This is a genomic window from Pedococcus sp. P2_F6, from assembly GCF_056403675.1.
In genome coordinates this window covers 323,561-346,599 of record NZ_JBFUEZ010000002.1, presented here as the reverse complement: position 1 = coordinate 346,599, position 23,039 = coordinate 323,561, and the positions used below count along the sequence as shown (strand labels likewise).

Below are 23,039 nucleotides of genomic sequence, written 5' to 3'. Positions count from 1 at the left end.
GGTGACCGACCCCATCACCCAGCCACAGCTGGGCCTGGTCGGCTGGCTGCGCTGGATGTGGCGGCAGATCACGAGCATGCGCACGGCGCTGTTCCTGCTGCTGCTGCTCGCGATCGCGGCCCTCCCCGGATCCATCTGGCCACAACGCAGCATCGACGCCGCGCGCACGGCGCAGTACATCGCCGACCACCCCGACGCGGGACCCTGGCTCGACAAGCTCGGCTTCTTCGAGGTCTACGCGTCCCCGTGGTTCGCCGCCATCTACCTGCTGCTGTTCATCTCGCTCGTCGGGTGCGTCCTGCCCCGCAGCAAGGTGCACTGGAAGGCCATGACGTCCTCGCCGCCCAAGGCGCCGGCCCGGCCCGCCCGGCTGCCGGCCGGCGGCACGGTCGAGGTTGCGGGCCCGCCCGAGGTGGTCATCGACGCGGCACGGGAGGTGTTGCGCGGCAAGCGGTTCCGCACCGTCAACCATGACGGGGAATCGGTCAGCGCCGAGAAGGGCTACCTGAAGGAGACGGGCAACCTCGTCTTCCACCTGGCGCTGATCTTCGTCATCATCGGCGTCGCGATCGGGCACCTGTTCGGCTGGAAGGGCGACGTGATCGTCCCGGTCGGGGAGTCGTTCGCCAACACGCTCGGGAACTACGACACCTTCAGCCCCGGTCCCCTGGTCGACCCGGCCAGCCTGTCGCCGTTCCAGCTCACGGTCGACAAGCTGGACGCGACCTTCGAGGAGACCGTCACCGGTCGCGGACAGTTCGGCCAGCCACGGGACTTCACCGCGCACGTCACGACCAAGGCGACTCCCGGTGCGGCCGCAAAGAAGTCGACGATCAAGGTCAACCACCCGCTGGAGATGGACGGCGCCGGGGTCTTCCTCCTGGGCAACGGGTACGCCCCCGTCGTGACGGTCCGCGACGCGAAGGGCACCAGCATCTACCACGGCGCCACGCCGTTCCTGGCGAGGGACAACAACTACACGTCCGTCGGGGTCATCAAGGTGACCGGGGCCCAGCCCAACCAGCTCGGCTTCTCCGGGCTGTTCCTGCCCACGGCCGTCATCGACAAGGAGAGCGGCCCGATCTCGGTCTTCCCCGATGCGAAGAAGCCGGCCCTGGCCCTGACCGCCTACGAGGGTGACCTGCTGCCCGGCGGACGTCCCCAGTCGGTCTACGTCCTCGACATCGCCGAGCTCACCCAGCTCGAGAACGACAAGGGTGACCCGCTGCGCATCTGGCTGGAGCCGGGGCAGACCTATCAGCTCCCCGGCGGGCGCGGCAGCATCAGCTTCGACGGGGTCGAGCGGTTCGCCGGGCTGTCGATCCGTCACGACCCCGGCAAGTTCGTCACCCTGGCTGCCGCCCTGCTCGCCCTGGCCGGCCTGATCGCCTCCCTGGTGGTCCGGCGCCGACGCGTGTTCGTGCGGGTTTCCCCCGCCGCCGTGCCGGGTCGTACCGTGGTAGCCGTCGGCGGCCTCGCCAAGGGCGACGACGACGGGCTCCAGGACGTGGTCGAGGAGTTCCTTGCCGCCATCGAACGACGATTGGGCACCAGCACATGACGAACGAAAACCTGGCCGGTTACGCCAACCTGAGCCTCTACTCGGCGATGGCTGTCTTCACGATCGCCATGGTGTGCCACGCCATCTACCTCGCAGCGCTGCTCCCCGCCCGAGACCGTGGCCGCGAGGGCGTCTCAGCCCTCGTGGCCGACCGCGACAGTGAGCTGGTGACGGCCGGTGCCGGCACCAGCGGTGGTGCCGGCGCCCCCGCCGCGCCCACGCGGCATACCGAGGCGGAGCTGTCCCGCCGGGCGCTCACCGCAGCGGGCATCGCCTCCACGACCACCTGGCTGGGCGGCTTCCTGCTCGTCCTCTCGGTGCTGCTGCGCGGCCTCGCCGTGCACCGCTGGCCGCTCGGCAACATGTTCGAGTTCGCCGTGATGGGTTCGATGTTCACCGTGCTCGCGTACTCGATCTGGTCCACGCGACGCGACCTGCGCTGGCTGGGGCTGTTCATCACCGGGCCGGTGCTGCTGATCCTGGGGATGGCCGTGGCGGTCTGGTACACCGAGGCCGCCGAGCTCATGCCGTCACTGCGCAGCTACTGGCTGGTCATCCACGTCACGGTCGCCACGCTCGCCACGGCGGTCTTCACCATCGGGGCGGCGCTCACCGCCGTCTACCTGCTCAAGGACGCGTTCGAGCGGTCCGGCCGACGCAGCGTCCTGGACCGGTTCCCGGAGACCGGGTCCATCGAGCGCACGGCCTACAGCCTGCACATCGTGGCCTTCCCGCTGTGGACCTTCACCCTCATCGCCGGCGCCATCTGGGCCCGTCAGGCGTGGGCGTCTTACTGGAACTGGGATCCCAAGGAGGTCTGGACGTTCGTGATCTTCGTCGTCTACGCGGCCTACCTCCACTCGCGGGCCACCAGCGGGATCTCCCGCCAGACGGCGTCCTACATCGCCCTGGCCGGATATGCCTGCATCATCGTCAACTTCGCCGTCGTGAACGTCTTCTTCGTCGGCCAGCACTCCTACTCAGGGCTCTAAGGACTGACCAGGTCATGCTCCGCTACTCCGTCCTTCGCCTGCTCCTCTTCTTCGGCGTGCTGTCGCTGCTGTGGCTGCTCGGGCTCCGCGACCAGGACCAGCAGTGGATGCTGCTCGTCCTCAGTGCCCTGATCTCGATGGTGCTGTCGTTCTTCGTGCTCGCCCGGTTCCGCGAGGAGGGCACGGCGGCGATCGCCGACCGCCTGCAACGTCGCGTCGAGGCCAAGCAGGCGGGCAAGCCTGCCGTTCACGGGGCCGACGAGGAGGCCGAGGACGCCGAGGACGAGCGCGGACCGGCCGAGTACCGCTAGCGCGACTCGCTAGTGGCTGGCGGCGATCCCGACAGCCAGCAGCGCGGCATACCCGATCTCGAAGAAGCCGGTCGCGGCGAGGACCGGAACGAGGTCGCGTCCCGTGGCGCCGGACAGCAGGGACTTGAGCGGCTTGCCGACGATGCCGAAGGCGAGCAGGCCCAGGAAGGCCCACGGGTAGTCGCGGGCGACCGCCACCAGCGCCACCGCGGCGACGACGAGCAGCCCGACATAGAGGGCGCGGGTGCCGCGGTCACCCAGCCGGACCGCCAGCGTCAGCTTGCCGCTCTCGCGGTCGGTGGGGATGTCGCGCAGGTTGTTGGCGACCAGGATGGCCGTGGCGATGGCCCCAACCCCGACGGCGCACGCCAGGCCCGTCCAGGTGACCCGGTGGGCCTGCGTGTAGAGCGTGCCCAGGGTGGCCATCAGGCCGAAGAAGAGGAAGACGTAGAGCTCGCCGAGGCCGCGGTAGCCGTAGGGGTTGTCGCCACCGGTGTACTTCCAGGCGGCGACCACGGCCAGGGCTCCCAGCGGGATCATGATCCAGGTCTCGGTGATGGCCACCAGGGCCAGTCCCACCAGGGCGGCAGCGCCGAAGAACGAGAAGGCCATCAGCTTGACGTTGCTCGGATCCGCGAGGTGCTGTCCGACCAGCCTGACCGGACCGACCCGCTCGCCGTCGGTGCCGCGGATGCCGTCCGAGTAGTCGTTCGCGTAGTTGACCCCCACCTGGAGGCCCAGGGAGACGAGGACGGCGAGCAGTGCCAGACCGAAGCTGGCCTTGTCGAGCGGGATGGCTGCGGCAGTACCCGCGACGACGGGGGCGATGGCGGCAGGGAGGGTGCGCGGGCGGGCGCCGGCGATCCACTGGTTCAGGGTGGCCATTCGGGTGGTGTTCTCACTCAGGTCGTGCGGGCAGGGCGGTGGGGCGGGCAGGTCGTGCGGGCAGGGCGGTGGTGCGGGCGGAGCCGTACGGCGGGTGCTGCTCAGAGCCTACGGAGGAAGTCCGGGTCGTCGTCGGGGCCACGCGGGGGCGGCGGCCGGTGAGATGGCCCACGCCCACTCGGCCCACCACCCGTGGTGCCACGCTGCGGTCGTCCGGCGATGAACCAGGCGATCGACCCCACGACCGGGAAGAGCAGGATCAGCAGCAGCCACAAGAGCTTGGGCAGGCCCCTGACCTGCGCATCGTCGGTCTGGATGCAGTCGACGACGGCGTAGACGGTCACCGCGATCGTCAGCAGCCAGGGCAGCAGCCGGATCATCTCCCCATGGTGTCACGCGTGGTCGGCGAAGCGTGCGGCGACCGCCGACCGGTCCGGTTTGCCCGGCCCCCGCAGGGGTAACGCCGTCAACACCAGGAGTCGTCGGGGCAGCGCCTGCGCCGGGAGTATGCCGCGGAGCAGCTCTCGCAGCTCCTCCACCGTGGGTGCGGGGGAGCCACCGAGGGCGTCGGGGGCATGGGGGGCGTGGGGGGCGTCGGGGGCCTCGGTGGCCGCAAGGACGACGGCGGCGCTGACGACCTGACCCCAGTGGTCGTCGGGGGTGCCCACGACGAGGGCCTCCGCGATGGTGGGCAGGGCAGTCAGCGCGTCCTCGACGAGGCGGGGCGCGACCTTGAGCCCGCCGGTGGTGATGACGTCGTCGACGCGTCCGTCGAACTGCCACCGGGCGTCGGCATCCGCACCGACCGCGGCACCCGCGGGCAGGCCCTTGTCTCCGAAATGCCCCAGGTCGTCGGTGCGGAACCACCTGCGCCCAGCGGAGTCGGTGCTGAAGGCTGCCGCAGTGAGGTCCGGACGGCCGAGGTAGCCGGTCGCCAGGGTGGCGCCCCCGAGGTGGAGCCGACCGTCGTCGTCGACGCGGACCTCCGTGCCCGAGAGCGGGACTCCGTCGTAGACACAGCCGCCGGCGGTCTCGCTCATGCCGTACGTCGTGACGACGGGGATCCGTGCCTCGCGAGCCCGACTCAGCAGTGCCGGTGGGCAGGCGGCGCCGCCGACCAGCACGGCGTCGAACCCGGCGAGCCCAGCGGTGGCACGCTCGTCCTCGAGCAGTCGGACCAGCTGGGTGGGCACGAGGGAGGTGTAGCGGCGGCTCCCACCGAACGTCGCGGACGCCTGCGTGAACGCGTGGGCGGTGAAACCCTCGGACAGGTCCACGAACCCGGGCTCGGTGCCCGCTGCGAGGCATCGCAGCAGCACCTGCACTCCCGCGATGTGGTGGGCCGGCATCGCGAGCAGCCAGGCACCGGGCCCGCCGAGTCGTTCGTGCGTTGCGGCGGCGCTCGCGGCGAGGGCGGTTGCCGGGAGCATTGCGAGCTTGGGAGTGCCGGTGGATCCCGACGTCCCGACGACGAGTGCGGTCCCTGCATCGGGGACGGCGCCCTCGGGGACCGGTGGCGGGGGGCCGTCCACGGCATGGGGGAGGACGGCGAACTCGCCGTCCAGGGCCCGGCGGAGCGTCGGCAGGACTGACGCAGCGGCTCGGCCGGCGGGGATGGCCAGCGGTCGCAGCGACGTCACCCGGTCAGGTTAGCCGCCGGGTGGACGCGCCCGACGCGCGGCGGGACGATGGACCACGGGAGGTGCCATGGACGCCGACTTCGCGGCATACATCGATCGGGTGCGGGCTCACCGCGGGGAGCTGCGCGACTCGGTCGTCGCCGTCGACGAGGCGCTGGCCTCGCCCATCGCCCGGGGAGGTGCGTGGCGCGAACGGGTCCGGGCGGCGCTCGCCGAGCTGTCCCACGACTTCCGGGACCACGTCGACCTGACCGAACGGCCCGGTGGGATCTACGACGGGGTGCGACGCGGGGCGCCCCGCCTGATGAGGGCGGTCGACCGGTTGACCGGTGAGCACGCGAGCTATGCCGAGGCGATCGCGGGTTACCTCGCAGTCCTCGAGCACGGTGGCACGATCGCCGACCTGCCGGCCTTCCGCGAGGAGGTCACCACGCTGATGGGGCAGCTGGTGCGGCACCGCCAGCGCGGGGCGGACCTCGTGTACGAGGCGTTCGAGGTCGACCTCGGCGGCTCCGGCTGACGGCTCCCCGACTTGTTGCGCGCTGGTGGTCACGGAGAGGGGTTTCGGGGGGTCCGGTGACCACGAGCCGGCAACACGTGCCATGGCTCCCCGACTTGTTGCGCGCCGGTGGTCACGGAGAGCGGTTCCGGGGGGTCCGGTGACTACGAGCCGGCAACACGTGCCATGGCTCCCCGACTTGTTGCGCGCCGGTGGTCACGGAAAGGGGTTTCGGGGGTCCGGTGACCACGAGCCGGCAACACGTGCGAGCGGGTCGGCCCGCTCAGCTCAGAAGTACCAGGGGAAGGGTGACCAGTCCGCGTCCCGCTTCTCCAGGAACTGGTCGCGCCCCTCGACTGCCTCGTCGGTCATGTAGGCGAGCCGGGTCGCCTCCCCGGCGAAGACCTGCTGTCCCATCAACCCGTCGTCGAGCAGGTTGAACGCGAACTTGAGCATTCGCTGCGCCTGCGGGCTCTTGCCCATGATCTCGCGCGCCACCTGCAGGGCGTCGGCCTCGAGCAACGCGTGGTCGGAGACGAGGTTGACCGCGCCCATCCGGTGCATGTCGTCGGCGGTGTAGGTGCGACCGAGGAAGAAGATCTCGCGGGCGAACTTCTGGCCGACCATCTTGGCGAGGTAGGCCGAGCCGTAGCCGCCGTCGAACGAGCCCACGTCGGCGTCGGTCTGCTTGAACCGGGCGTGCTCGCGGCTGGCCATGGTCAGGTCGCAGACGACGTGCAGCGAGTGCCCGCCGCCCGCCGCCCAGCCGTTGACCAGCGCGATGACGACCTTGGGCATCGTGCGGATCAGCCGCTGCACCTCGAGGATGTGCAGCCGTCCGCCCTCCGCCTTGACCCTGCGCTCGTCGACCGTCTCGGCGGTGTCGCCCTGTGCGTACTGGTAGCCCGAGCGACCCCGGATCCGCTGGTCGCCGCCGGAGCAGAACCCCCACTGGCCCTCGCTGCCCGTCCCCTCGGGCCCTGGGCCGTTGCCGGTGAGGAGCACGACGCCGACATCGGGCGTGCGACGTGCGTGGTCGAGAGCCTGGTAGAGCTCGTCGACGGTGTGCGGCCGGAACGCGTTCAGCACCTCGGGCCGGTCGAACGCGATCCGGACGGCCCCCACTCCACGCGCCCGGTGGTAGGTGATGTCGGTGAACTCGAACCCCTCCACCACGTCCCACGCGTCCGGGTCGAAGGTCTGGCTCACCACAGGCTGCTCGCTCACCTGCGCGAGCCTAGCCGCGCACACGACGAGGTATGCCGCGTGGTCGCCACGCGGCATACCTCACCCTTGTGACGGCTTGCCGAGGATCGTGACGTGCAGGCCGGCGAATCGTTCAAAGCCCTTGTCGAAGGTGACGAAGTGCGCGCCGAGCTCGATCGCCTGGGCCGCCAGCCACGCATCAGGAACGTCGTTGCCGCGCAGCTCCAAGGCGGTGACCAGCCCAACGAAGCGTTGCCAGGCGGCAGCGCCCGACTCCACGCGCTCGGCCATGGGCGCGGATCGGATGCGCTCGCAGAAGGCCAGTGCCTTCTCGGTCGACGCAGGCTGGGTCTTGATGCGCCGGTTGGTGCAGATGCGCATTGTCGCCGTCAGGGTGTCGTCGATCACGCCGACGGGCTCGCTACCCGTCAGCGCTCGGACCAGGGCCTGGTTCGCCACCGAGTGGCTTGCGGCGTCGAGGTCCATCGCGGTCACGAAGACGTTGACGTCGAAGATGATCACAGTCGGTCGTTGTCGCCCAACGCGTCGGCCAGGGCTTCCTTGTCGAGGATGTCGACGAGGAAGCCGCCGCCGTGATAACTGGGCAGGGTGAAGTCCCGCCGGCGTCGTTCCTCCGCCTCGGTATGCCGCGCGAGCATCTCGCGCAGGGCCTCCTCGAGGACGCTGCTGACGGTGCGGTCGGTCCGGGCCGCCATGACCTTTGCCTCCCTCAACAAGGCTTCGTCGATCGTGATGGTGGTACGCACTGCATCAGTGCATCACGTCATGCATCATGATGCAAAGGCGATGAAGGCCTGCCCGGGCGACCCTGTGGACAAGTCGTCTGCAGTGTCACCAGGGGCTGTCAGGGTGATCCCAGAGCGGTGGCCCGGGTTGGGCCGCACCGGCAGAGGGGGGCAGGAGATGGGTCAGGTTGAGGGCGCCAACCAGTGGGAGGGCGTAAACCAGTGGGAGGGCGCAGGCCAGTGGGACGGTGCAGATCAGTGGGACGGCGCAGGTCAGTGGGGAGACGAGGCAGCAGTGCTGCCGTTCGGCCGAGTGGGCAGGGACGAGCGCCGGTACGAGGACCTGTTGGCTGATGACAGCTTCGACGACGACGACGACGGCTTCGGTCGGGGATGCGGGCGTGATCTCGGTCAGCTGACGATGGTCGTCATGATGGACGACAAGGTCGTGGCACCGTTCGCCGACCCGTCGAGGGAAGTGGCTACGAGTGCGCCGCCCTCGAGCTCGGACGTGGCGCGACTCGACCTGCGCCACCGCCCGCGGTGATCCACGTGCCGATCCAACCGCGACACGAGCTGGCGAGGACCTGGCTGCGTTCCCTGGTCGGCGGTGCGGAGGAGCTGGATGCCCTGACCAGGGAGCCCCTACCCGACGAGCCGCTCGACCTGGGTCTGGTACCGGCGGACCTGCGAGATCGAGTGGCCGCGATCGCCGCGCGCACCGACGCCGTGGCGAAGTCGTTGATCGGCGTCGAGGGCCGCACCGCCTGTCGACGTCTCCTGGCCCGTGCGGTGGCCGCTGAGCCAGCCTTGCTGCGCGGGTACGACCGCGACGACATCGCGGCAGGTGCCGTGATCCACGCGGTGGCCATGGCCAACGACCTGCTCGGCCCCGGCCGCGCCCTCACGTCGACCGCACTGTGGACGCACATGGGGCTGAGGTCGTCTCCCCACGACAGGGCACGCAGGTTCGCCCACGCGGTGTCCGGCCCGGACGGTGTGGACGTGCGGCTTGGCCACCCGCACCGTGCACCGGACGTGTGGCGACTGGGGAGTGCCGACCTGTTGGTCGGCAGGTTCAGGAACTTCCTGATGGTGCAGCGTGCCCTGGCTGACCTCGAGGCGGTTCGTCCACGCGAAGGCTGAGCGGGCCCTGGCCACGGGGGCTCAGGCGGCGAGGGCGTCCTCGATGTCCTTGGCGATGGCCTCGGGCTTGGTGCTCGAGCCGTAGCGCTTGAGAACGGCGCCGTCACGGCCGACGAGGAACTTGGTGAAGTTCCACTTGATCTTGGCGCCCATCAGGCCACGCTTCTCCGACTTCAGCCAGTCGTACAGCGGGTGCGCCTCGGCGCCGTTCACCTGGACCTTGGCGAACATCGGGAAGGTCACTCCGTAGTTGCGCTGGCAGAACTCGCCGATCTGGTCCTCGTGACCGGGCTCCTGGCCGCCGAACTGGTTGCACGGGAACCCGAGCACGACCAGGCCCTGCTCGGAGTACGCCGCGTACAGCTCCTCGAGACCGGCGAACTGCGGCGTGTAGCCGCACTCGCTCGCCGTGTTCACGACCAGGGCCACCTGGCCGGCATAGGTCGACAGCGGCTGGTCCTCGCCGGACAGGGTGGTTGCGGAGAAATCGGACAGGGTCGGCACGGGTGCCCTCTCGTCGGACGGCTTCTGGGCACCGTCGATGAACGTTTGTGGATGGGGATTCGTAGCAGAAGGGCGGGCGGATTCCCGTCTCGCCCCCTTTTTCAGGAGGTCTGCATGAACACACTCAAGCAGTGGGGCGTCATCGCGTCGGCCGTGGGGCTCGGTGCCGTCGGCATCCTCGGAGCTGGCGCGGTCGCCTCTGCAGGCGACGGCAGCCACAAGTCGTTCACGGTCACCGAGCGGCTCAGCGGCTACCACGAGACACCGCTCGCCCTGTCGACCAGCGGGTCGGGGTCGATCCGGCTGCGGATCAACCCCGACGCTGGCACCATCGACTACCGGGTGCGGTACGCCAACCTCGAGGGCACCGTCACGCAGTCGCACATCCACTTCGGTTCCCCGTCCCAGACGGGCGGGGTCAGCGTCTTCCTCTGCAGCAACGTGGGCGCTCCTCCCGGAATCGTCACGCCCGCATGCCCTACGACCAACCCGGGCGAAGTGAGCGGGACGTTGCGGGCCGCTGACGTGATCGGCCCGAGCGGGCAGGGCATCGTGGCGGGAGAGTTCGCCGAGCTGCTTGCGGCGATCCGGGCCGACTCGACCTACGCCAACGTCCACAGCACGAAGTACCCCGGGGGCGAGATCCGCAACCAGCTCACCCCGCACGACCACTGACCGCAGGGGTCGCGCCCGGCCCGCCGCCGGCGGTCCGGGCGCGTCTGCTGCAATGGGCACATGACCGTGCCCCGGGTGCCCTCGCCGCCTCCGATGCCGCTGCCGCCGCTCGAAGAGCTGCTCGCGGGGATGCGCGTGGTCTCGATCCCGATGCGGGTGCGCTTCCGTGGTGTCACGGTGCGGGAGTCCGCACTGCTGCACGGCCCGGCGGGCTGGGGCGAGTTCTCGCCCTTCCTGGAGTACGCCGCGGACGAGTCGTCCAGGTGGCTGTCGGCCGCCGTCGAGGCGGGCTGGGGCCAGTGGCCGTCACCGAGGCGCGACAGCATCCCCGTCAACGCGACCGTGCCCGCCGTGGCCGCCGACCAGGTCGTGGGCGTCCTCGCCCGGTTCGACGGCGCGACGACGGCGAAGGTCAAGGTCGCCGAGCACGGCCAGAGCATCGAGGACGACGTATGCCGCGTGGCCGCGGTTCGCGACGCGATGGGACCTGGCGGCCGGATCCGGGTGGACGCCAACGGCGGGTGGTCCGTGGCCGAGGCGACGGACGCGCTGCGCCGGCTCGCGGCGTACGGGCTGGAGTATGCAGAGCAGCCGTGCGCGGAGGTGAGTGAGCTGCGAGAGCTGCGGCTGGCGCTGGCACGCAACGGGATCGACGTCCTCGTCGCCGCCGATGAGTCGATCCGCAAGGCGGAGGACCCTGCGCGGGTGGCGCGCGAGGAGGCCGCCGACCTCGTGGTCGTCAAGGTGGCCCCGCTGGGGGGCGTCCAGCGCGCCCTGGAGGTGGTCGCGGACTGTGGACTCCCGGCCGTCGTGTCCTCGGCGCTCGACACGTCGGTCGGGATGGCCGCGGGGGTCGCGCTGGCGGCCGCGCTGCCCGACCTGCCCTTCGCGTGCGGTCTGAGCACCGTTGCGCTGCTGGAAGGGGACGTGTGCGCAGACCCCTTGGTGCCCCGCGGAGGTTCCCTGCCAGTGGGCCGGGTCGCGCCGGACGAGGCCCTGCTGACCCGGTGGGCGGCGACGGCCGAGCGGGAGCACTGGTGGCGCGAGCGGGTCGAGGCAGCGTACGCCCACCTCGTTGCACCACGACGAGCACTCGGGCCCGGGGCGGGCATAGGGTCGGGTCCGTGAACATCGTCTTCGTCGAGCCGGGGTTCCCCGCCAACCAGCGCCGCTTCGCCCTCGCCCTGGCCTCCGTGGGGGCCAATGTCATCGGCATCGGGGAGTCCGACGAGTACACCCACGACGACGAGCTCCGCAGCGCGATGAGCGGCTACTACAAGGTCGGATCCGTCACCGACCTGAAGGCGATGGTCGAGGCGGTGCGGTTCATCCAGTCCAAGGTGTGGGTCGACGGCCTCGAAGCGACCGTCGAGGCGCACACCATGGTCGCCGCGCAGGTCCGCGAGGCCACCGGCGTCCCGGGCACCTCAGTCCGCACCACGTGGCTCTGCCGCGACAAGCCGTCGATGAAGCAGGCGCTGCGCGAGGCAGGGGTGCCGACGGCTGCCTCGGCGGCCGTCGACCACGCCCACGAGGCCTGGGCCTTCGCCGAGCGCGTCGGCTACCCGCTCATCCTCAAGCCGCGCGACGGAGCCGGCGCCAAGGACACGATGCGGGTCGACAACGACACCGAGCTGGCGCACGCGCTGACCGAGTTCGGGTCGCACGGTGCCGCGTCCATCGCGATCGAGGAGTTCGTCGAGGGCCACGAGGGCTTCTACGACACCATCGCCAAGGACGGCCGGGTGGTCCACGACTGGACCACGCACTACTACCCGAACGTCCTGGAGGCGATGCGCAGCCGCTGGATCTCGCCCCAGTTCGCCACGACGAACCGGATGTCCGACTCACCCTTCTACGCAGAGGTCGCGGCGATGGGCGCCCGTGTCATCGAGGCCCTCGGCATCGGGACGAGCGCCACCCACATGGAGTGGTTCCACGGCCCGAAGGGGCTCAAGTTCTCCGAGATCGGGTGCCGCCCGCCCGGCGTGGGGTGCTGGGACCTCTACTCCGCGAGCAACGACGTCGACGTCTACCGCGAGTGGGCCCACATCATCACCCACGGCGTCCCGGAGCAGCCCATGAGGCGTCCTTACTCCGCCGGGATCATCGCGCTGCGTCCCGAGGCCGACGGCCACATCACCGGCTACACCGGCATCGACGAGATCCAGTCCCGACACGGCCAGTGGATCATCGACGGCCACTTCCCTCCGCAGGGTCACCACACCCAGCCCGTCGAGGCCGGCTACATGGCCAACGCCTATGTGCGCATGCGCCACCCCGACTACGACACCCTCCGCAGCATGCTCGACGACGTGGGCCAGACCGTCCACGTCCACGCAGGCTGACCGCCCTCCCCTGATGCGCACCGTCCTCCTCGGGCCGCAACGGTTCATGACCACGGCCGGCACCGCCCTACGTTCCCTCGGTGTCGAGGGACCCGTGGCGACGATCAACGCGGGCTGGGAGGAGCGCGAGGACGACGCCGACGAGATCGACACCGTCCTCGGGGGCGACACCCGCCACCTGCGTCTCTACCACCGCAGCCTCGACGTCATCACCAAGGACGAGGCGTTCGGCTCCGCGGCGCTGGCCTTCCGCGACCGCCACGACGCCCTCCTCTCGCTCTACCGCCTACGCCTCCAGAACGCCATGGACGGGGTGTATGCCGTGCAGCGACGCACGGGCGAAGGCGAGGGCCGCGTCCGCGGCGAGGCCACGGCCTACGCGGCGCTCGACGACTCGATCGAGGTGGTGCGCCACGTCGACCAGTGGTACGCCGCACAGCTCAAGGCGCTGTACACCGAGCTCGACGAGGCGGCGCCCATCGACGCCAGCGGGGTGATCGGCTGGCACCGCGGCGAGCTCGCCGATCTGCTCCGCCAGTCGGCCGCGGTCGTGCTCACCGGCGGACACGTCGGCACCCTGCTGCGGACCTTGCGGCTCTTCGCGATCCGCCTGCCCGACGAGGTGCCGGTGATCGCGTGGTCGGCCGGCGCGATGGCGTTGACCGAGCGGGTCGTGCTCTTCCACGACCACGGTCCCGAGGGCAACACCGAGGCCGAGGTCTTCGACCGCGGCCTGGGTCGGGTGCGGGGGATCGTCGCACTGCCGCACGCCCGCCGCCGGCTGCGCCTCGACGACCGGGACCGGTGCGCCGTCATGGCTCGGCGGTTCACCGACCAGCACTGTGTGCTGCTCGACGACGGGACAGCCCTCGAGCTCACGGAGTCCGGTGGGCTGCCCCTGGGTGCGCGGATCCTGGGCATCGACGGAGCGGTCCACGAGCTGGGCGGCGCGAATGGTTCGCCGGCGACCGGCACGCAGGTCATGGACGGCAGGGGGGCCGGCTCGTGAGCGAGGGACGGCTGGCGGTCAACAGGCTGCGCGAGCGCCTGCCGGTGGACGGCGCTGTGATCGACCGGTTCATCGCCCGGCACGGGGCGCCGATCATCGAGAACGAGCGGGCGACCTTCCTCTTCCGCGGCGAGGCCGACGAGGTGAGGGTCCGGCACCGGGTCGTGGGGCTGCCCGACCCGTTGGTCATGAAGCGGCTGCCCGACACCGACCTCTGGGCGGTCACGACGGTCCTGCCCAGCGGCTCGCGGGTGGAGTACCAGCTCGAGACCCGCAACGGCGAGCACTACGCGACGTTCAACGACCCGCTGAACCAGCGGCTGGCTCACTCCCCGATGGGATCGAGCTCGGTGTGTGCGGCCACGGGCTACGAGGTGCCGGACTGGGTGCACCACGACCCCGAGGCCAGACCGGGCGAGATCATCGAGGACACGTTGCAGTCGAAGGCGCTGCGCCGCGAGCAGCACGTCAAGCTCTACCTGCCGGCTCGGTACAACCCTGCTCTTCGCTACCCGCTGCTCGTCGTCCACGACGGCACCGACTACCTCGACTACGCCGCGATGAAGACCGTGCTGGACAACCTCATCCACCGGCTCGACGTCGCACCGCTGATCGTTGCCTTCGTGCCACCCCGGGACCGGCTGCGGGAGTACCCCAACCACGCGCCGCATGCGCGCTTCATCGCCCGCGAGCTCCTCCCGATGCTGGCCGAACGGCTCCCGCTCATCGACGACCCGCACGCTCGAGCCCTGATGGGATCGAGCTTCGGCGGCATCGCGTCGCTGTCCACCGCGGTGCGCTATCCGGGCGTGTTCGGGTCACTGTTCCTGCAGTCCGCGTCACTGGTGTTCACCGACATCGGCACCGACCACGGCGGCGGGCCGGCGTTCGACCCCGTCGTGAAGTTCGTCAACCGCTACCGGGCCAAGCCCACCGCACCCGTCGAGCGGCTGTTCATGAGCTGCGGCATCTACGAGCCGCTCATCACGCCCAACCGGTCCATGGTGCCGGTGTTCCGTGGCGCGGGCATGACCGTCAAGTACGTCGAGGCGCGGGACGGCCACAACTGGGAGGACTGGCGGGATCGGCTGCGCGACGGGCTGTCCTGGCTGTTCCCCGGACCCCAGAAGTTCGTGTACGAGTAGATGCACTCCACCTCACTCCCCACCCCCTGGAGGACGGCATGAAGGTCACCGAACGCTGGCATTCGGAGCGGATGGGGCGCGACATCACCCTGGTCCGCTGGGGCCACTACGGCGTGCCCGTGCTGCTGTTCCCGACCGCCGGCGGAGACGCCGAGGAGGTGGAGCGTCACCACCTGGTCGGGACGCTCGCCCCGCTGATCGAGGCCGGCCGGATCAAGGTCTACTCGTGCGACAGTGCGGCCGGTCAGGCGCTGCAGCGCAACGAGGGGTCGCCAGAGCACCGGATGTGGCTGTTCAACCAGTACCACCAGGCCGTCGCCGAGGAGGTCGTGCCCGCCATCCACGCCGACAGCTCCCCCCAGGCCGTGGTCGTGGCCGGCGCCTCCATCGGCGCGTTCAACTCCTACGCCATGATCTGCCGCTACCCCCACCTGTTCGCCGCGGCCGTCTGCATGAGCGGCACCTTCCGGGTGGAGAAGTTCATCGGCGGCGACACCACCCAGGACTGGTACTTCGCGTCGCCGCTGCAGTTCCTCCCCGGGCTCGAGGGCCCGGCGCTGGAGATGCTGCGCCGTCGCTACGTCGTCCTCGCCTCGGGTAGTGGGCGCTGGGAGGACGTCGGAGAGTCCTGGGCGGCCGGGGATGCGTTGGGCCGCAAGGGAGTTCCCAATCGAGTCGACGACTGGGGCGACCGCTACGACCACGACTGGCCGACCTGGTGGGAGATGCTCCCGCTCTACCTCGACGACCTGGTGCCGTGAGCGAAGCGTCTCCGGCTGGCGCTCCGGTGGGCGCCTCCCTCGCCGCGAGGCTCGCGGCCGCCGTCGACGCAGGTATGCCGCGGGTCCGCGAGGACCTCGCGCGCCTGGTTGCGTTGCGTTCCGTGGCGAACCCGGCGATCGAGCCCGAGAGCGAGTGCCGGGCCGCAGCCGCGCTGGTCGCTGACCTCTTCGCCGAAGCCGGCGTGGACGGCATACGCGCGCACGAGACACCGGACGGGTCGCTGGCCGTGGTCGGGCGCTCGGCCGGGCCCGCCGGTTCTCCGCGAGTGCTGCTGTACTCGCACTACGACGTCGTTCCGGTCGGTGACCCGGCCGCCTGGCAGACCCCGCCGTGGGAGCTCACCGAGCTCGATGGGCGTTGGTATGGAAGGGGATCAGCCGACTGCAAGGGCAATCTCATGGCCAGCGTGCTGGCCCTGCGGGCCCTTCGCGAGGTGCTCGGCGAGTGGCCGGTCGAGGTGGCCGTCGTCTGCGAGGGGTCCGAGGAGCAGTCGAGTGGGGGGATGGAGGGGCTCGCCCGGGCCCACCCCGAGCTCGTGCAGTGCGATGCCCTGCTGCTCGCAGACACCGGCAACGTCGAGGCCGGCCTCCCGACCCTCACGACCTCGTTGCGCGGCACCGGCAGCGTCCTGATGACGGTGCGCACGATGCGGCACGCGGCGCACTCCGGCATGTTCGGCGGCGCCGCGCCAGACGCCCTCCAGGCCCTGCTCACCTCTCTGGCCAGCCTGCGCGACGCGAGCGGCGAGACGACGATCGACGGGCTCGACCACGACGGACTGTGGGACGGGGCGCCCTTTGACACCAACAGGTTTCGCGGCGACGCAGGACTCCTCGACGGTGTCGAGCCGTTGACGGGCACGGGCTCCGTGGCCGACCTCCTGTGGGCGCGACCGGCAGCCACCGTGCTGGCCATCGACTGCCCTCCCATCTCGCAGGTGACGGCCGCAGCCCAGGGCGAGGCGCGGGCCGTGGTCAACCTCCGGGTGCCCGCCGACACCGATGCGGCTGCCGCCCAGCAGCTGCTCATCGCGCACCTGCGGGCACACACACCCTTCGGGGCACAGGTGGAGATCAAGCCGGTCTCGCTGGGGCACGGGTTCCGCGCGCGGACCGACGGACCGGCATACACGGCCATGCGGCGGGCGATGCGGACGGCGTTCGGCCGCGACGCGGTCACCACCGGGCAAGGTGGATCGATCCCGCTCGCGACCGCCCTGGCCGAGCTCGTTCCCGACGCCGAGATCATGCTGCTCGGGGTGGAGGAGCCGGAGTCCCGGATCCACTCGCCCGGCGAGAGCGTCGACCCCGAGGAGCTGCGGCGGACCGCGCTCACCCAGGCGTTGTTCCTCGCCGACCTCGGTGGGCTGCTCGAGCCTGGGGACGAACCTGGGGACGAGCCTGAGCGCGAGGCTGTGGGGCCGGCTCCGCGCGAGGCTGTGGCGGAGGCGGTGGGGCCGGCTCCGCTCAGTGATGGGGCCGCTGCGGACTGATTTGTCCACATGCCTCGACCTCGAAGGCGACCGGCCCACAGGGTTCGAAGAGCGCGCTGCGCACGATTCGTCCGCGCGGCACCGTGGTCGCATGATCGGAAACCCGCACGAGATCAGGGCCATGGCGACGCGGCTGCACGCCGACGCGGACCGGCTTCGTCACCTCGCCGTGAGGGTGGGGCGCACGCGCGACCTCGCCTGGCGGTCGAGGGCGGCGACGCTGTTCCGCGAGCGCGTTGGCGAGCGTACGCACGCGCTACAACGCTCGGCGCAGCATCTGGACGAGGCGGCCGGACGGGTTCAGGCCCATGCCGACGGTGTCGAAGCCGCCCGGGCGGAGGTGCTCCGCGTCGCAGCGCTCGGGGCCGACTTTGCCCGCGCCGCCGGTGAGGCTGCTACGCGGGCCGCGGGCCGCGCATGAGCCGCGACCTCCTCCACGTCCGCGGTGGTTCCGCGGGGACCTCCGTCGGGTTGGACTCGCTGGACGCCGCTGCCGCTGCCCTCGCCGACGTGGCGGGGGACGTGGCTCTCGTGGCCTGTCGAGCCGTCGCTGCAGCGGCAGATCCCGACCTGGTCGCAGGGTCCCTGCTCAGCCCCAGCACGGGGGTGCGGGCCGACGCGGCGCTCGCGGAGGCGGTCGGGCCGCGCGGCCTCCTGGGCGACGTCGCGTCGATGGTCTCGCTCTCCTCCGCCGTGATGGCTGCTTCCGCGTCCTACCGTCGGGCAGAGGCGGAGGCGGCCAGGGCTGTCGAGCTCGCCCAGGACACCGTGATGCTGGTCGTGGGCGAGCTGGCCCCTCAGCTCCTCGTCGGGGTGCTTGCCCTCGACGCGCTCGGCGTCGACGTGGCGGGTCTGCTGGACCGGGCCGTGTTCGACGAGCCGGCCATCGCGGATCTGGCCGGGGGAGCGGAGGGGCTCGTGGTGGGACTTCGGTCCAACCCGCTGACCGCCCCCTTCGTGCCCGCGGGCCCGCGCGCTGACGGGCTCGCCTCCGGGGCAGACGGCCCCGCGGGTGGCCGTTCCGAGCCTGACGGTTCCGAGCGTGTCGGTTCCGAGCAGGACCACGAGGCGGACCTGGACTACGAGGTGGCTCTGCGCCTGCTCGCGGACTCAGCTGCCCTGTGGGGGTTGCTGTCCGACGGTGGTCGCGCGCGGGTCACCGCAGAAGCCCGGCCGCGCCCCGGAGCCCGCGTCCCTCGCACCCTCCGGGACCTGGCGGTGGACCAACGCAACGTGGGCGACGGCGAGGACTACGCCGGGCACGTTCGGGTGATCGAGGTCCCGCAGCCCCAAGGCTCTGCCTGGATCGTCGAGATCAGTGGCACCCAGGTGTGGGATCCCACGGCCGGCGCCAACCCGTTCGACGTCACGACCGACGTCCGTTCGATGGCCCAGGACGCGACGGTTCTCGCCGACGGTGTCCACCGGGCACTGGAGCAGGCGCAGGCCGCATCGGCGGCGACGGCCACCGGGACGGGCGGTCGCGAGCGGAGCGATGGACCGGTCATGCTCGTCGGGCACAGCCTCGGCGGGATCGCCGCGGCCGGGCTCGCCTCGTCGCCACGGTTCACCGAGGCCCACCCGGTGACCCACGTCGTGACGATGGGTGCACCCGTGGGACGGATGCCCGTGCCGGCCGACATCGCCGTCCTCTCCCTCGAACACTCGCAGGACGCCGTGCCTCGCCTTGACGGTGCGCCCAACCCCGATCGCTCGACGTGGGTCACCGTGTCGCGCGACCTGGGCGCCACTGACTCGGGTCGGGCGGACCCGGCGCCGGCAGAGCGCGACCGGACGCAGCTGGACAGGGCTGAGCTGGACCGGGCTGAGCTGGACCGGGCGAGCGAGGCCCACGACGCCCGGTTGTATGCCGCCACCGCAGCGCTCGTCGACGACTCCACCGATCCGTCGGTGTCCACCTGGCGGGCCGGCAGCGCACGCTTCTTCGCCGGTGACGCGCATGGCGATCCGGTCGTCCGCGACTACGCGATCGAGCGGGTCGTGCCATGAGGCGCGGTCCGGCCGGACAGCGGGTGGCACAATCCGACCCGTGAACCCGTCCACCGCGCTCGCGACGGTCCTGGTGGACGAGCTGGTCCGACAAGGGGTCCGCCACGCCGTGCTCTGCCCGGGCTCCCGCTCGGCTCCCTTGGCCTATGCCTTGCGCGAGGCCGAGCGCGCCGGCCTGATCGAGCTGCACGTGCGCGTCGACGAGCGGTCGGCAGGCTTCGTGGCGTTGGGACTGGCCAAGCTCACCCGGGTGCCGGCGGTCGTCGTGACCACCTCGGGCACGGCGGTCGCGAACCTCCACCCCGCCGTCCTCGAGGCGCACCACGGGGTCGTCCCGCTTGTCGTTCTCTCGGCCGACCGGCCGGTCGAGCTGCGCGGCACTGGTGCCAACCAGACCACCGTGCAGCCGGGCATCTTCGCCGGGGCCGTCCGCTGGTCCGTGGACGCCGCCGCCCCGCGGCGCGCCCCAGGCGAGGTCGCGCGCTGGCGGCGGATCGCTGCCGACGCCGTTCGGCATGCCACCGGCGCCACCGACGTCGGCGAGCCGGGACCGGTCCACGTCAACGTCCAGCTGCGCGAACCGCTGGTCCCGACCGGCGACGAGGGACCTTGGCCGGAGTCCCTGGATGGCGTGCTGCCCGAAGCTGCCGACGACTTCATGGCGGCGACGCCGACAGCGACTCCGACGGCGACTGCGCCCTCGACCTCCACGCCGACCGCCACGCCGTCCGCCACGCCGTCCTCCGGGGTGCCCGGGCCGGACGCGGCGTACGACGTCGCGCGCCAGCCTGCACGGACCCTGGTCGTGGTGGGCGACCTCCCTGAGCCCGACCAGTTCGACCGCGCCGTCCGTTGGGCGACGGCCAGGGGCTGGCCGGTCCTCGCCGAACCGTTCGGCACCCACCCGCGGGGCGACGCGCTGCCGCACGGCCCGCTGGTCCTGTCCGACCCGCGATGGCTCGACGAGCACGCCCCGGACCGCGTGATCGCGGTCGGACGGCTGACCCTGTCGCGGCCGGTCGCGGCTCTCCTGCGCCGACCCGGCGTCCGGGTGGAGGCCGTGGGTGCCCACGCCTGGATCATGTCGCGTCCCGATGTCCAGGTCGTCCACCCGGTCTCGGTGTTCGAGGCGCCCGTCGCGACGGTCGCGCTCGTCGCTCCCACTGACGACCTAGACGACCTCGACGGCGAAGCCGGCGACGAGGCGTGGAGCGACGCGTGGCGCTCAGCGGGCAAGCGTGTGGCCAGCGCCCTGGCCGGCGAGAAGTCGCCCTGGCCCAGTGGCGCGGCCGTGGCCAACGCAGTCATGGAGGGTCTACCGGCTGGCGCCACCCTCTTCCTCGGCTCGTCGAACACCGCTCGCGACGTCGACCTCGCGGCCCCCCGGTCCGGATCGCTGCGTGTGGTGGCCAGTCGCGGGCTCGCGGGCATCGACGGCTGCGTGTCCACCGCGAGCGGCCTGGCCCTGGCCGACGGGACGCCGACCTACGCCCTGATGGGTGACCTGACGTTCCTCCACGACGCCAACGGGTTGCTCGTCGGACCACTGGAGCGTCGACCGGACCTCACCGTGGTCGTCACGAACGACGACGGGGGCGGCATCTTCACCCTCCTCGAGCCGGGCGAGCCGGCGCGGGCCGCCGAGTTCGAGCGACTCTTCGGCACTCCGACGGGCACCGACCTGGCCGCACTGTGCGCAGCGCACCACGTCAGGCACCAGCAGGTCTCGACCCGTGACGAGCTCGTCACGGCCCTCGGAGCACGGCCGTCTGGTCTCACCGTCCTCGAGGTGAGGGTCGACCGCGACGGCCACCGCGACCTCCATGCCCGGCTGCGCGAGCGCGCCGCCGCCGCCATCGCGACCTGAGCTCTCGGCGCGGTTCGGGCCTACCGCAGCTCCTTCAGCCGACCGCCCAAGGCCAATCGCGACAGGAGTGGCGCGGATCGACTCCGCCGAGGGGGATCAGGGGCGATCTGTGCCACTTCTGCCACGAGTCACCGTGGTCGGATCACGAATCATCGTGGTCAGATCCGGTGAGGATACGGGGCGCAGGTACGGTCAGGGCCACGTGCGGCACGTGGCGCTCAGGGGTGGCGGCGCAGCGGCATACCGCGGGCGATGAGGTCCTCGCGGAGGTGGTCGGGACCCGTGAAGTGCACCGCGTCCATCCCGGTCTCGGCCGCGGCGACGACGTTGGCGAGGCTGTCGTCGATGAAGATGCAGTCGTCGAGGCCGACGCGGTGGCTGACGCGTTCCTCCAGGACCTCGAAGATCTCGGGGTCGGGCTTGGCCACGCCCTCCTCGCCCGACACGACGATGTCCTCGAACAGCTCGAGGAAGTCGAACCGGTCCAGGGCCACCGGGAACAGGTCGGCGGACCAGTTCGTCAGCGCGAACAGGGGCACCTCGGCCGCGTGCAGCTCGCGCAGGATCTGCACGCTGCCTGCGATCTCGCCGACGAGCGAGGCGCCGAAGTGCGCGCGGTAGGCGACGATCTCCTCGGCGTAGTGCGGGTGTGACGCCAGCGCGACCTGCTCCGCCTCGTCGAGCCCGCGCCCGGCGTCGTTGGCGTGGTTCCAGGCGGCGAAGTCGAAGTCATGGTCCGCCACGAAGGCGCGAGCCCTCTCGGCACCGACCGCTACCTCGACGGCACGCACCGGGTCCCAGGAGATCAGGACGTTGCCCAGGTCGAAGACGACGGCATCGGCAGGTCGCGGCACGAGGTCGTCGGACATGGTCACTCGGCGGTGAGGGCGTCGCGCATCGGGACGAGCTTGGCGTCGGACTCGGCGACCTCGGACTCCGGGTCCGAACCGGCGACGATCCCGCAGCCGGCGAACAGCCGCATGGCCGAGGCGTCCTCGCGCTCGAAGGCACCGCACCGCAGGGCGATACCCCATTCCCCGTCGCCGGTGGCGTCCATCCAGCCGACCGGACCGGCATAGCGTCCGCGGTCCATCTCCTCGAGCTCGCTGATGAGCGCGTCGGCAGCGGCCGAGGGCGTGCCGCAGACGGCGGCGCTCGGGTGCAGCGACGCGGCGAGGGTCAGCGACGTTGCGTGGTCGGCGAGCACACCGGCGACATCGGTCGCCAGGTGCATGACGTTCGACAGGTGGAGGACGAACGGCGCCTCGGGCACGTTCATCGACGAGCAGTGCGGGCGCAGGGCGTCGGCGACGGACCGGACGGCGTACTCGTGCTCCTCGAGGTCCTTGCTCGAGCGCGCCAGCGACGCCGCCAGGGCGAGGTCGTGCTCGTCGTCACCGGTGCGGCGGATGGTCCCGGCGAGGACCCGCGACGTGACCAGGCCCTTCTCGAGGCGAACGAGCATCTCGGGCGTCGCGCCCACGAGCCCGTCGACGGCAAAGACCCAGGTCGTGTCGTAGCGCTCGGCCAGCCGGGTCAGCAGCCAGCGCGGGTCGATCGGCGCCTCGGCGCTGACCCTGAGGTCACGCGCCAGGACCACCTTGTCGAGGCTGCCGCCGGTGATGCGCTCGACCGCGCGCTCCACGGCGCCGGCCCACTGCGCCGGAGGCAGCGCACCGTCCGCGAACGCCACCCCGGACGGCTCACGAGGCTGTGACTGCTGGGGTATGACGGGCGTGGGCAGCTCGTCGCCGGTCCCGATGGTGGTCACCCACCATCGACCGTCCCGCGCACCGACGACGACCTCGGGGACGACGAGGGTGGCGCCGGACGGTGAGCCCGCGGCATACGAGATGGACCCGAAGGCGACCGGTCCCGTGCCGGGCAGGGCGACGTCGTTGCGCACGACCGCGCCGTCGACGACGTCGCGCCACCACGCCTCGGCCCGCTCGAACCGGTCGGGACCGACAGCGGTGAACTCCAGCGCGCGACCCCACCCGACCAGACCCTCACCGCGGCGCACCCAGCTGAACAGCTCGGTCGGGTCGACGCGGTCGGGCAGGAGGGAGAGCAGCATGCCGGGGTCGTGCAGTGCCACGGTTCGGGCGACCACGGGCGAGCCGTGGGGTCGGCTCGCAGGCTGGGGCGTGGGAAGGCTGGTCATGTCGGGGAAAGCCTACGGCGCACCCACCTCCACCCGGCGGGAGGTGGGCGTGAGCC

The 23,039-nt window shown here is 71.4% G+C and carries 25 protein-coding genes; 16 read left to right on the top strand and 9 right to left on the bottom strand.

Features of this window, described 5'->3' with window-relative positions; genetic code table 11:
• Position 1: 1 nt before the first annotated feature.
• Genes resB through AC1DWP_RS07045 form a run of 3 tightly spaced genes read left to right on the top strand, consistent with a single transcriptional unit; the run spans position 2 to position 2,864 of the window.
• Positions 2-1,561, top strand: a complete 1,560-nt coding sequence (resB, locus tag AC1DWP_RS07055; protein ID WP_477613746.1) for a cytochrome c biogenesis protein ResB — start codon at positions 2-4, stop codon at positions 1,559-1,561.
• The gene (gene ccsB, locus AC1DWP_RS07050) at positions 1,558-2,553 is read left to right on the top strand and encodes a c-type cytochrome biogenesis protein CcsB (protein WP_477613745.1); all 996 of its coding nucleotides are present in this window, start codon (positions 1,558-1,560) and stop codon (positions 2,551-2,553) included. The genes resB and ccsB overlap by 4 nt, the downstream gene beginning before the upstream one ends.
• A gap of 14 nt (positions 2,554-2,567) precedes the next feature.
• Positions 2,568-2,864 (top strand): DUF4229 domain-containing protein, encoded by a 297-nt coding sequence (locus AC1DWP_RS07045; RefSeq protein ID WP_477613744.1) that lies wholly within the window; start codon positions 2,568-2,570, stop codon positions 2,862-2,864.
• A gap of 9 nt (positions 2,865-2,873) precedes the next feature.
• On the opposite strand, the gene AC1DWP_RS07040 is transcribed toward AC1DWP_RS07045, so the two are convergent.
• The 3 genes from AC1DWP_RS07040 to menE form a co-directional block, all read right to left on the bottom strand.
• Positions 2,874-3,749, bottom strand: a complete 876-nt coding sequence (locus tag AC1DWP_RS07040) for a 1,4-dihydroxy-2-naphthoate polyprenyltransferase (RefSeq protein WP_477613743.1) — start codon at positions 3,747-3,749, stop codon at positions 2,874-2,876.
• A 101-nt stretch (positions 3,750-3,850) separates the two neighbouring features.
• Positions 3,851-4,129, bottom strand: a complete 279-nt coding sequence (locus tag AC1DWP_RS07035; protein WP_477613742.1) for a PLDc N-terminal domain-containing protein — start codon at positions 4,127-4,129, stop codon at positions 3,851-3,853.
• A gap of 12 nt (positions 4,130-4,141) precedes the next feature.
• Entirely contained in the window at positions 4,142-5,389 is a 1,248-nt protein-coding gene (gene menE, locus AC1DWP_RS07030; RefSeq protein ID WP_477613741.1) for an o-succinylbenzoate--CoA ligase, read from the bottom strand.
• 67 nt (positions 5,390-5,456) lie between these two features.
• Between menE and AC1DWP_RS07025 the strand changes: the two genes are divergently transcribed.
• Positions 5,457-5,909, top strand: a complete 453-nt coding sequence (locus tag AC1DWP_RS07025; RefSeq protein ID WP_477613740.1) for a hypothetical protein — start codon at positions 5,457-5,459, stop codon at positions 5,907-5,909.
• Positions 5,910-6,176: 267 nt separating this feature from the next.
• Here the strand turns inward: AC1DWP_RS07025 and AC1DWP_RS07020 are convergent, their stop codons facing one another.
• Genes AC1DWP_RS07020 through AC1DWP_RS07010 form a run of 3 tightly spaced genes read right to left on the bottom strand, consistent with a single transcriptional unit; the run spans position 6,177 to position 7,861 of the window.
• Positions 6,177-7,172 carry a 1,4-dihydroxy-2-naphthoyl-CoA synthase gene (locus AC1DWP_RS07020; RefSeq protein WP_477613739.1) on the bottom strand — a complete coding sequence of 332 codons (996 nt, stop codon included), beginning with the start codon at positions 7,170-7,172 and terminating at the stop codon, positions 6,177-6,179.
• 3 nt (positions 7,173-7,175) lie between these two features.
• Positions 7,176-7,616: a TA system VapC family ribonuclease toxin gene (locus tag AC1DWP_RS07015; RefSeq protein ID WP_477613738.1), complete on the bottom strand. Its 441-nt coding sequence runs from the start codon at positions 7,614-7,616 to the stop codon at positions 7,176-7,178.
• Positions 7,613-7,861, bottom strand: coding sequence for a type II toxin-antitoxin system VapB family antitoxin (locus AC1DWP_RS07010; RefSeq protein WP_477613737.1), 249 nt, complete (start codon positions 7,859-7,861; stop codon positions 7,613-7,615). Before AC1DWP_RS07010 ends, AC1DWP_RS07015 begins: the two co-directional genes overlap by 4 nt.
• Before the next feature lie 157 nt (positions 7,862-8,018).
• On the opposite strand from AC1DWP_RS07010, the gene AC1DWP_RS07005 reads away from it, so the two are divergent.
• Positions 8,019-8,387, top strand: a complete 369-nt coding sequence (locus tag AC1DWP_RS07005) for a hypothetical protein (protein ID WP_477613736.1) — start codon at positions 8,019-8,021, stop codon at positions 8,385-8,387.
• Between the two features lie 5 nt (positions 8,388-8,392).
• A complete protein-coding gene (locus AC1DWP_RS07000) occupies positions 8,393-8,986 on the top strand; it encodes a hypothetical protein (RefSeq protein WP_477613735.1) in 594 nt (197 codons plus the stop codon).
• Positions 8,987-9,007: 21 nt separating this feature from the next.
• Here AC1DWP_RS07000 and AC1DWP_RS06995 read toward each other — a convergent pair whose 3' ends face one another.
• Complete coding sequence (locus tag AC1DWP_RS06995) at positions 9,008-9,490, bottom strand: glutathione peroxidase (protein WP_477613734.1); 483 nt, start codon at positions 9,488-9,490, stop codon at positions 9,008-9,010.
• Between the two features lie 114 nt (positions 9,491-9,604).
• Between AC1DWP_RS06995 and AC1DWP_RS06990 the strand changes: the two genes are divergently transcribed.
• From AC1DWP_RS06990 to menD, 10 genes are all read left to right on the top strand, one after another.
• On the top strand, positions 9,605-10,165 hold the full coding sequence (locus AC1DWP_RS06990; RefSeq protein ID WP_477613733.1) for a CHRD domain-containing protein: 561 nt from the start codon (positions 9,605-9,607) through the stop codon (positions 10,163-10,165).
• A 60-nt stretch (positions 10,166-10,225) separates the two neighbouring features.
• The gene (locus AC1DWP_RS06985) at positions 10,226-11,293 is read left to right on the top strand and encodes an o-succinylbenzoate synthase (protein WP_477613732.1); all 1,068 of its coding nucleotides are present in this window, start codon (positions 10,226-10,228) and stop codon (positions 11,291-11,293) included.
• Positions 11,290-12,513: an ATP-grasp domain-containing protein gene (locus AC1DWP_RS06980; RefSeq protein ID WP_477613731.1), complete on the top strand. Its 1,224-nt coding sequence runs from the start codon at positions 11,290-11,292 to the stop codon at positions 12,511-12,513. Before AC1DWP_RS06985 ends, AC1DWP_RS06980 begins: the two co-directional genes overlap by 4 nt.
• Before the next feature lie 13 nt (positions 12,514-12,526).
• Entirely contained in the window at positions 12,527-13,522 is a 996-nt protein-coding gene (locus AC1DWP_RS06975) for a type 1 glutamine amidotransferase family protein (RefSeq protein ID WP_477613730.1), read from the top strand.
• The gene (locus tag AC1DWP_RS06970; protein ID WP_477613729.1) at positions 13,519-14,667 is read left to right on the top strand and encodes an alpha/beta hydrolase; all 1,149 of its coding nucleotides are present in this window, start codon (positions 13,519-13,521) and stop codon (positions 14,665-14,667) included. Before AC1DWP_RS06975 ends, AC1DWP_RS06970 begins: the two co-directional genes overlap by 4 nt.
• A 38-nt stretch (positions 14,668-14,705) precedes the next feature.
• A complete protein-coding gene (locus AC1DWP_RS06965) occupies positions 14,706-15,428 on the top strand; it encodes an esterase family protein (RefSeq protein WP_477613728.1) in 723 nt (240 codons plus the stop codon).
• On the top strand, positions 15,425-16,942 hold the full coding sequence (locus tag AC1DWP_RS06960) for a M20/M25/M40 family metallo-hydrolase (protein WP_477613727.1): 1,518 nt from the start codon (positions 15,425-15,427) through the stop codon (positions 16,940-16,942). Before AC1DWP_RS06965 ends, AC1DWP_RS06960 begins: the two co-directional genes overlap by 4 nt.
• A gap of 91 nt (positions 16,943-17,033) precedes the next feature.
• Positions 17,034-17,363: a hypothetical protein gene (locus AC1DWP_RS06955; protein ID WP_477613726.1), complete on the top strand. Its 330-nt coding sequence runs from the start codon at positions 17,034-17,036 to the stop codon at positions 17,361-17,363.
• Positions 17,360-18,952 (top strand): PGAP1-like alpha/beta domain-containing protein, encoded by a 1,593-nt coding sequence (locus tag AC1DWP_RS06950; RefSeq protein ID WP_477613725.1) that lies wholly within the window; start codon positions 17,360-17,362, stop codon positions 18,950-18,952. Before AC1DWP_RS06955 ends, AC1DWP_RS06950 begins: the two co-directional genes overlap by 4 nt.
• Before the next feature lie 40 nt (positions 18,953-18,992).
• A complete protein-coding gene (menD, locus tag AC1DWP_RS06945; protein ID WP_477613724.1) occupies positions 18,993-20,819 on the top strand; it encodes a 2-succinyl-5-enolpyruvyl-6-hydroxy-3-cyclohexene-1-carboxylic-acid synthase in 1,827 nt (608 codons plus the stop codon).
• Positions 20,820-21,037: 218 nt separating this feature from the next.
• Here menD and AC1DWP_RS06940 read toward each other — a convergent pair whose 3' ends face one another.
• Positions 21,038-21,688 carry an HAD family hydrolase gene (locus AC1DWP_RS06940; RefSeq protein ID WP_477613723.1) on the bottom strand — a complete coding sequence of 217 codons (651 nt, stop codon included), beginning with the start codon at positions 21,686-21,688 and terminating at the stop codon, positions 21,038-21,040.
• Between the two features lie 2 nt (positions 21,689-21,690).
• Complete coding sequence (locus tag AC1DWP_RS06935; RefSeq protein ID WP_477613722.1) at positions 21,691-22,983, bottom strand: isochorismate synthase; 1,293 nt, start codon at positions 22,981-22,983, stop codon at positions 21,691-21,693.
• Between the last annotated feature and the right edge of the window lie 56 nt (positions 22,984-23,039).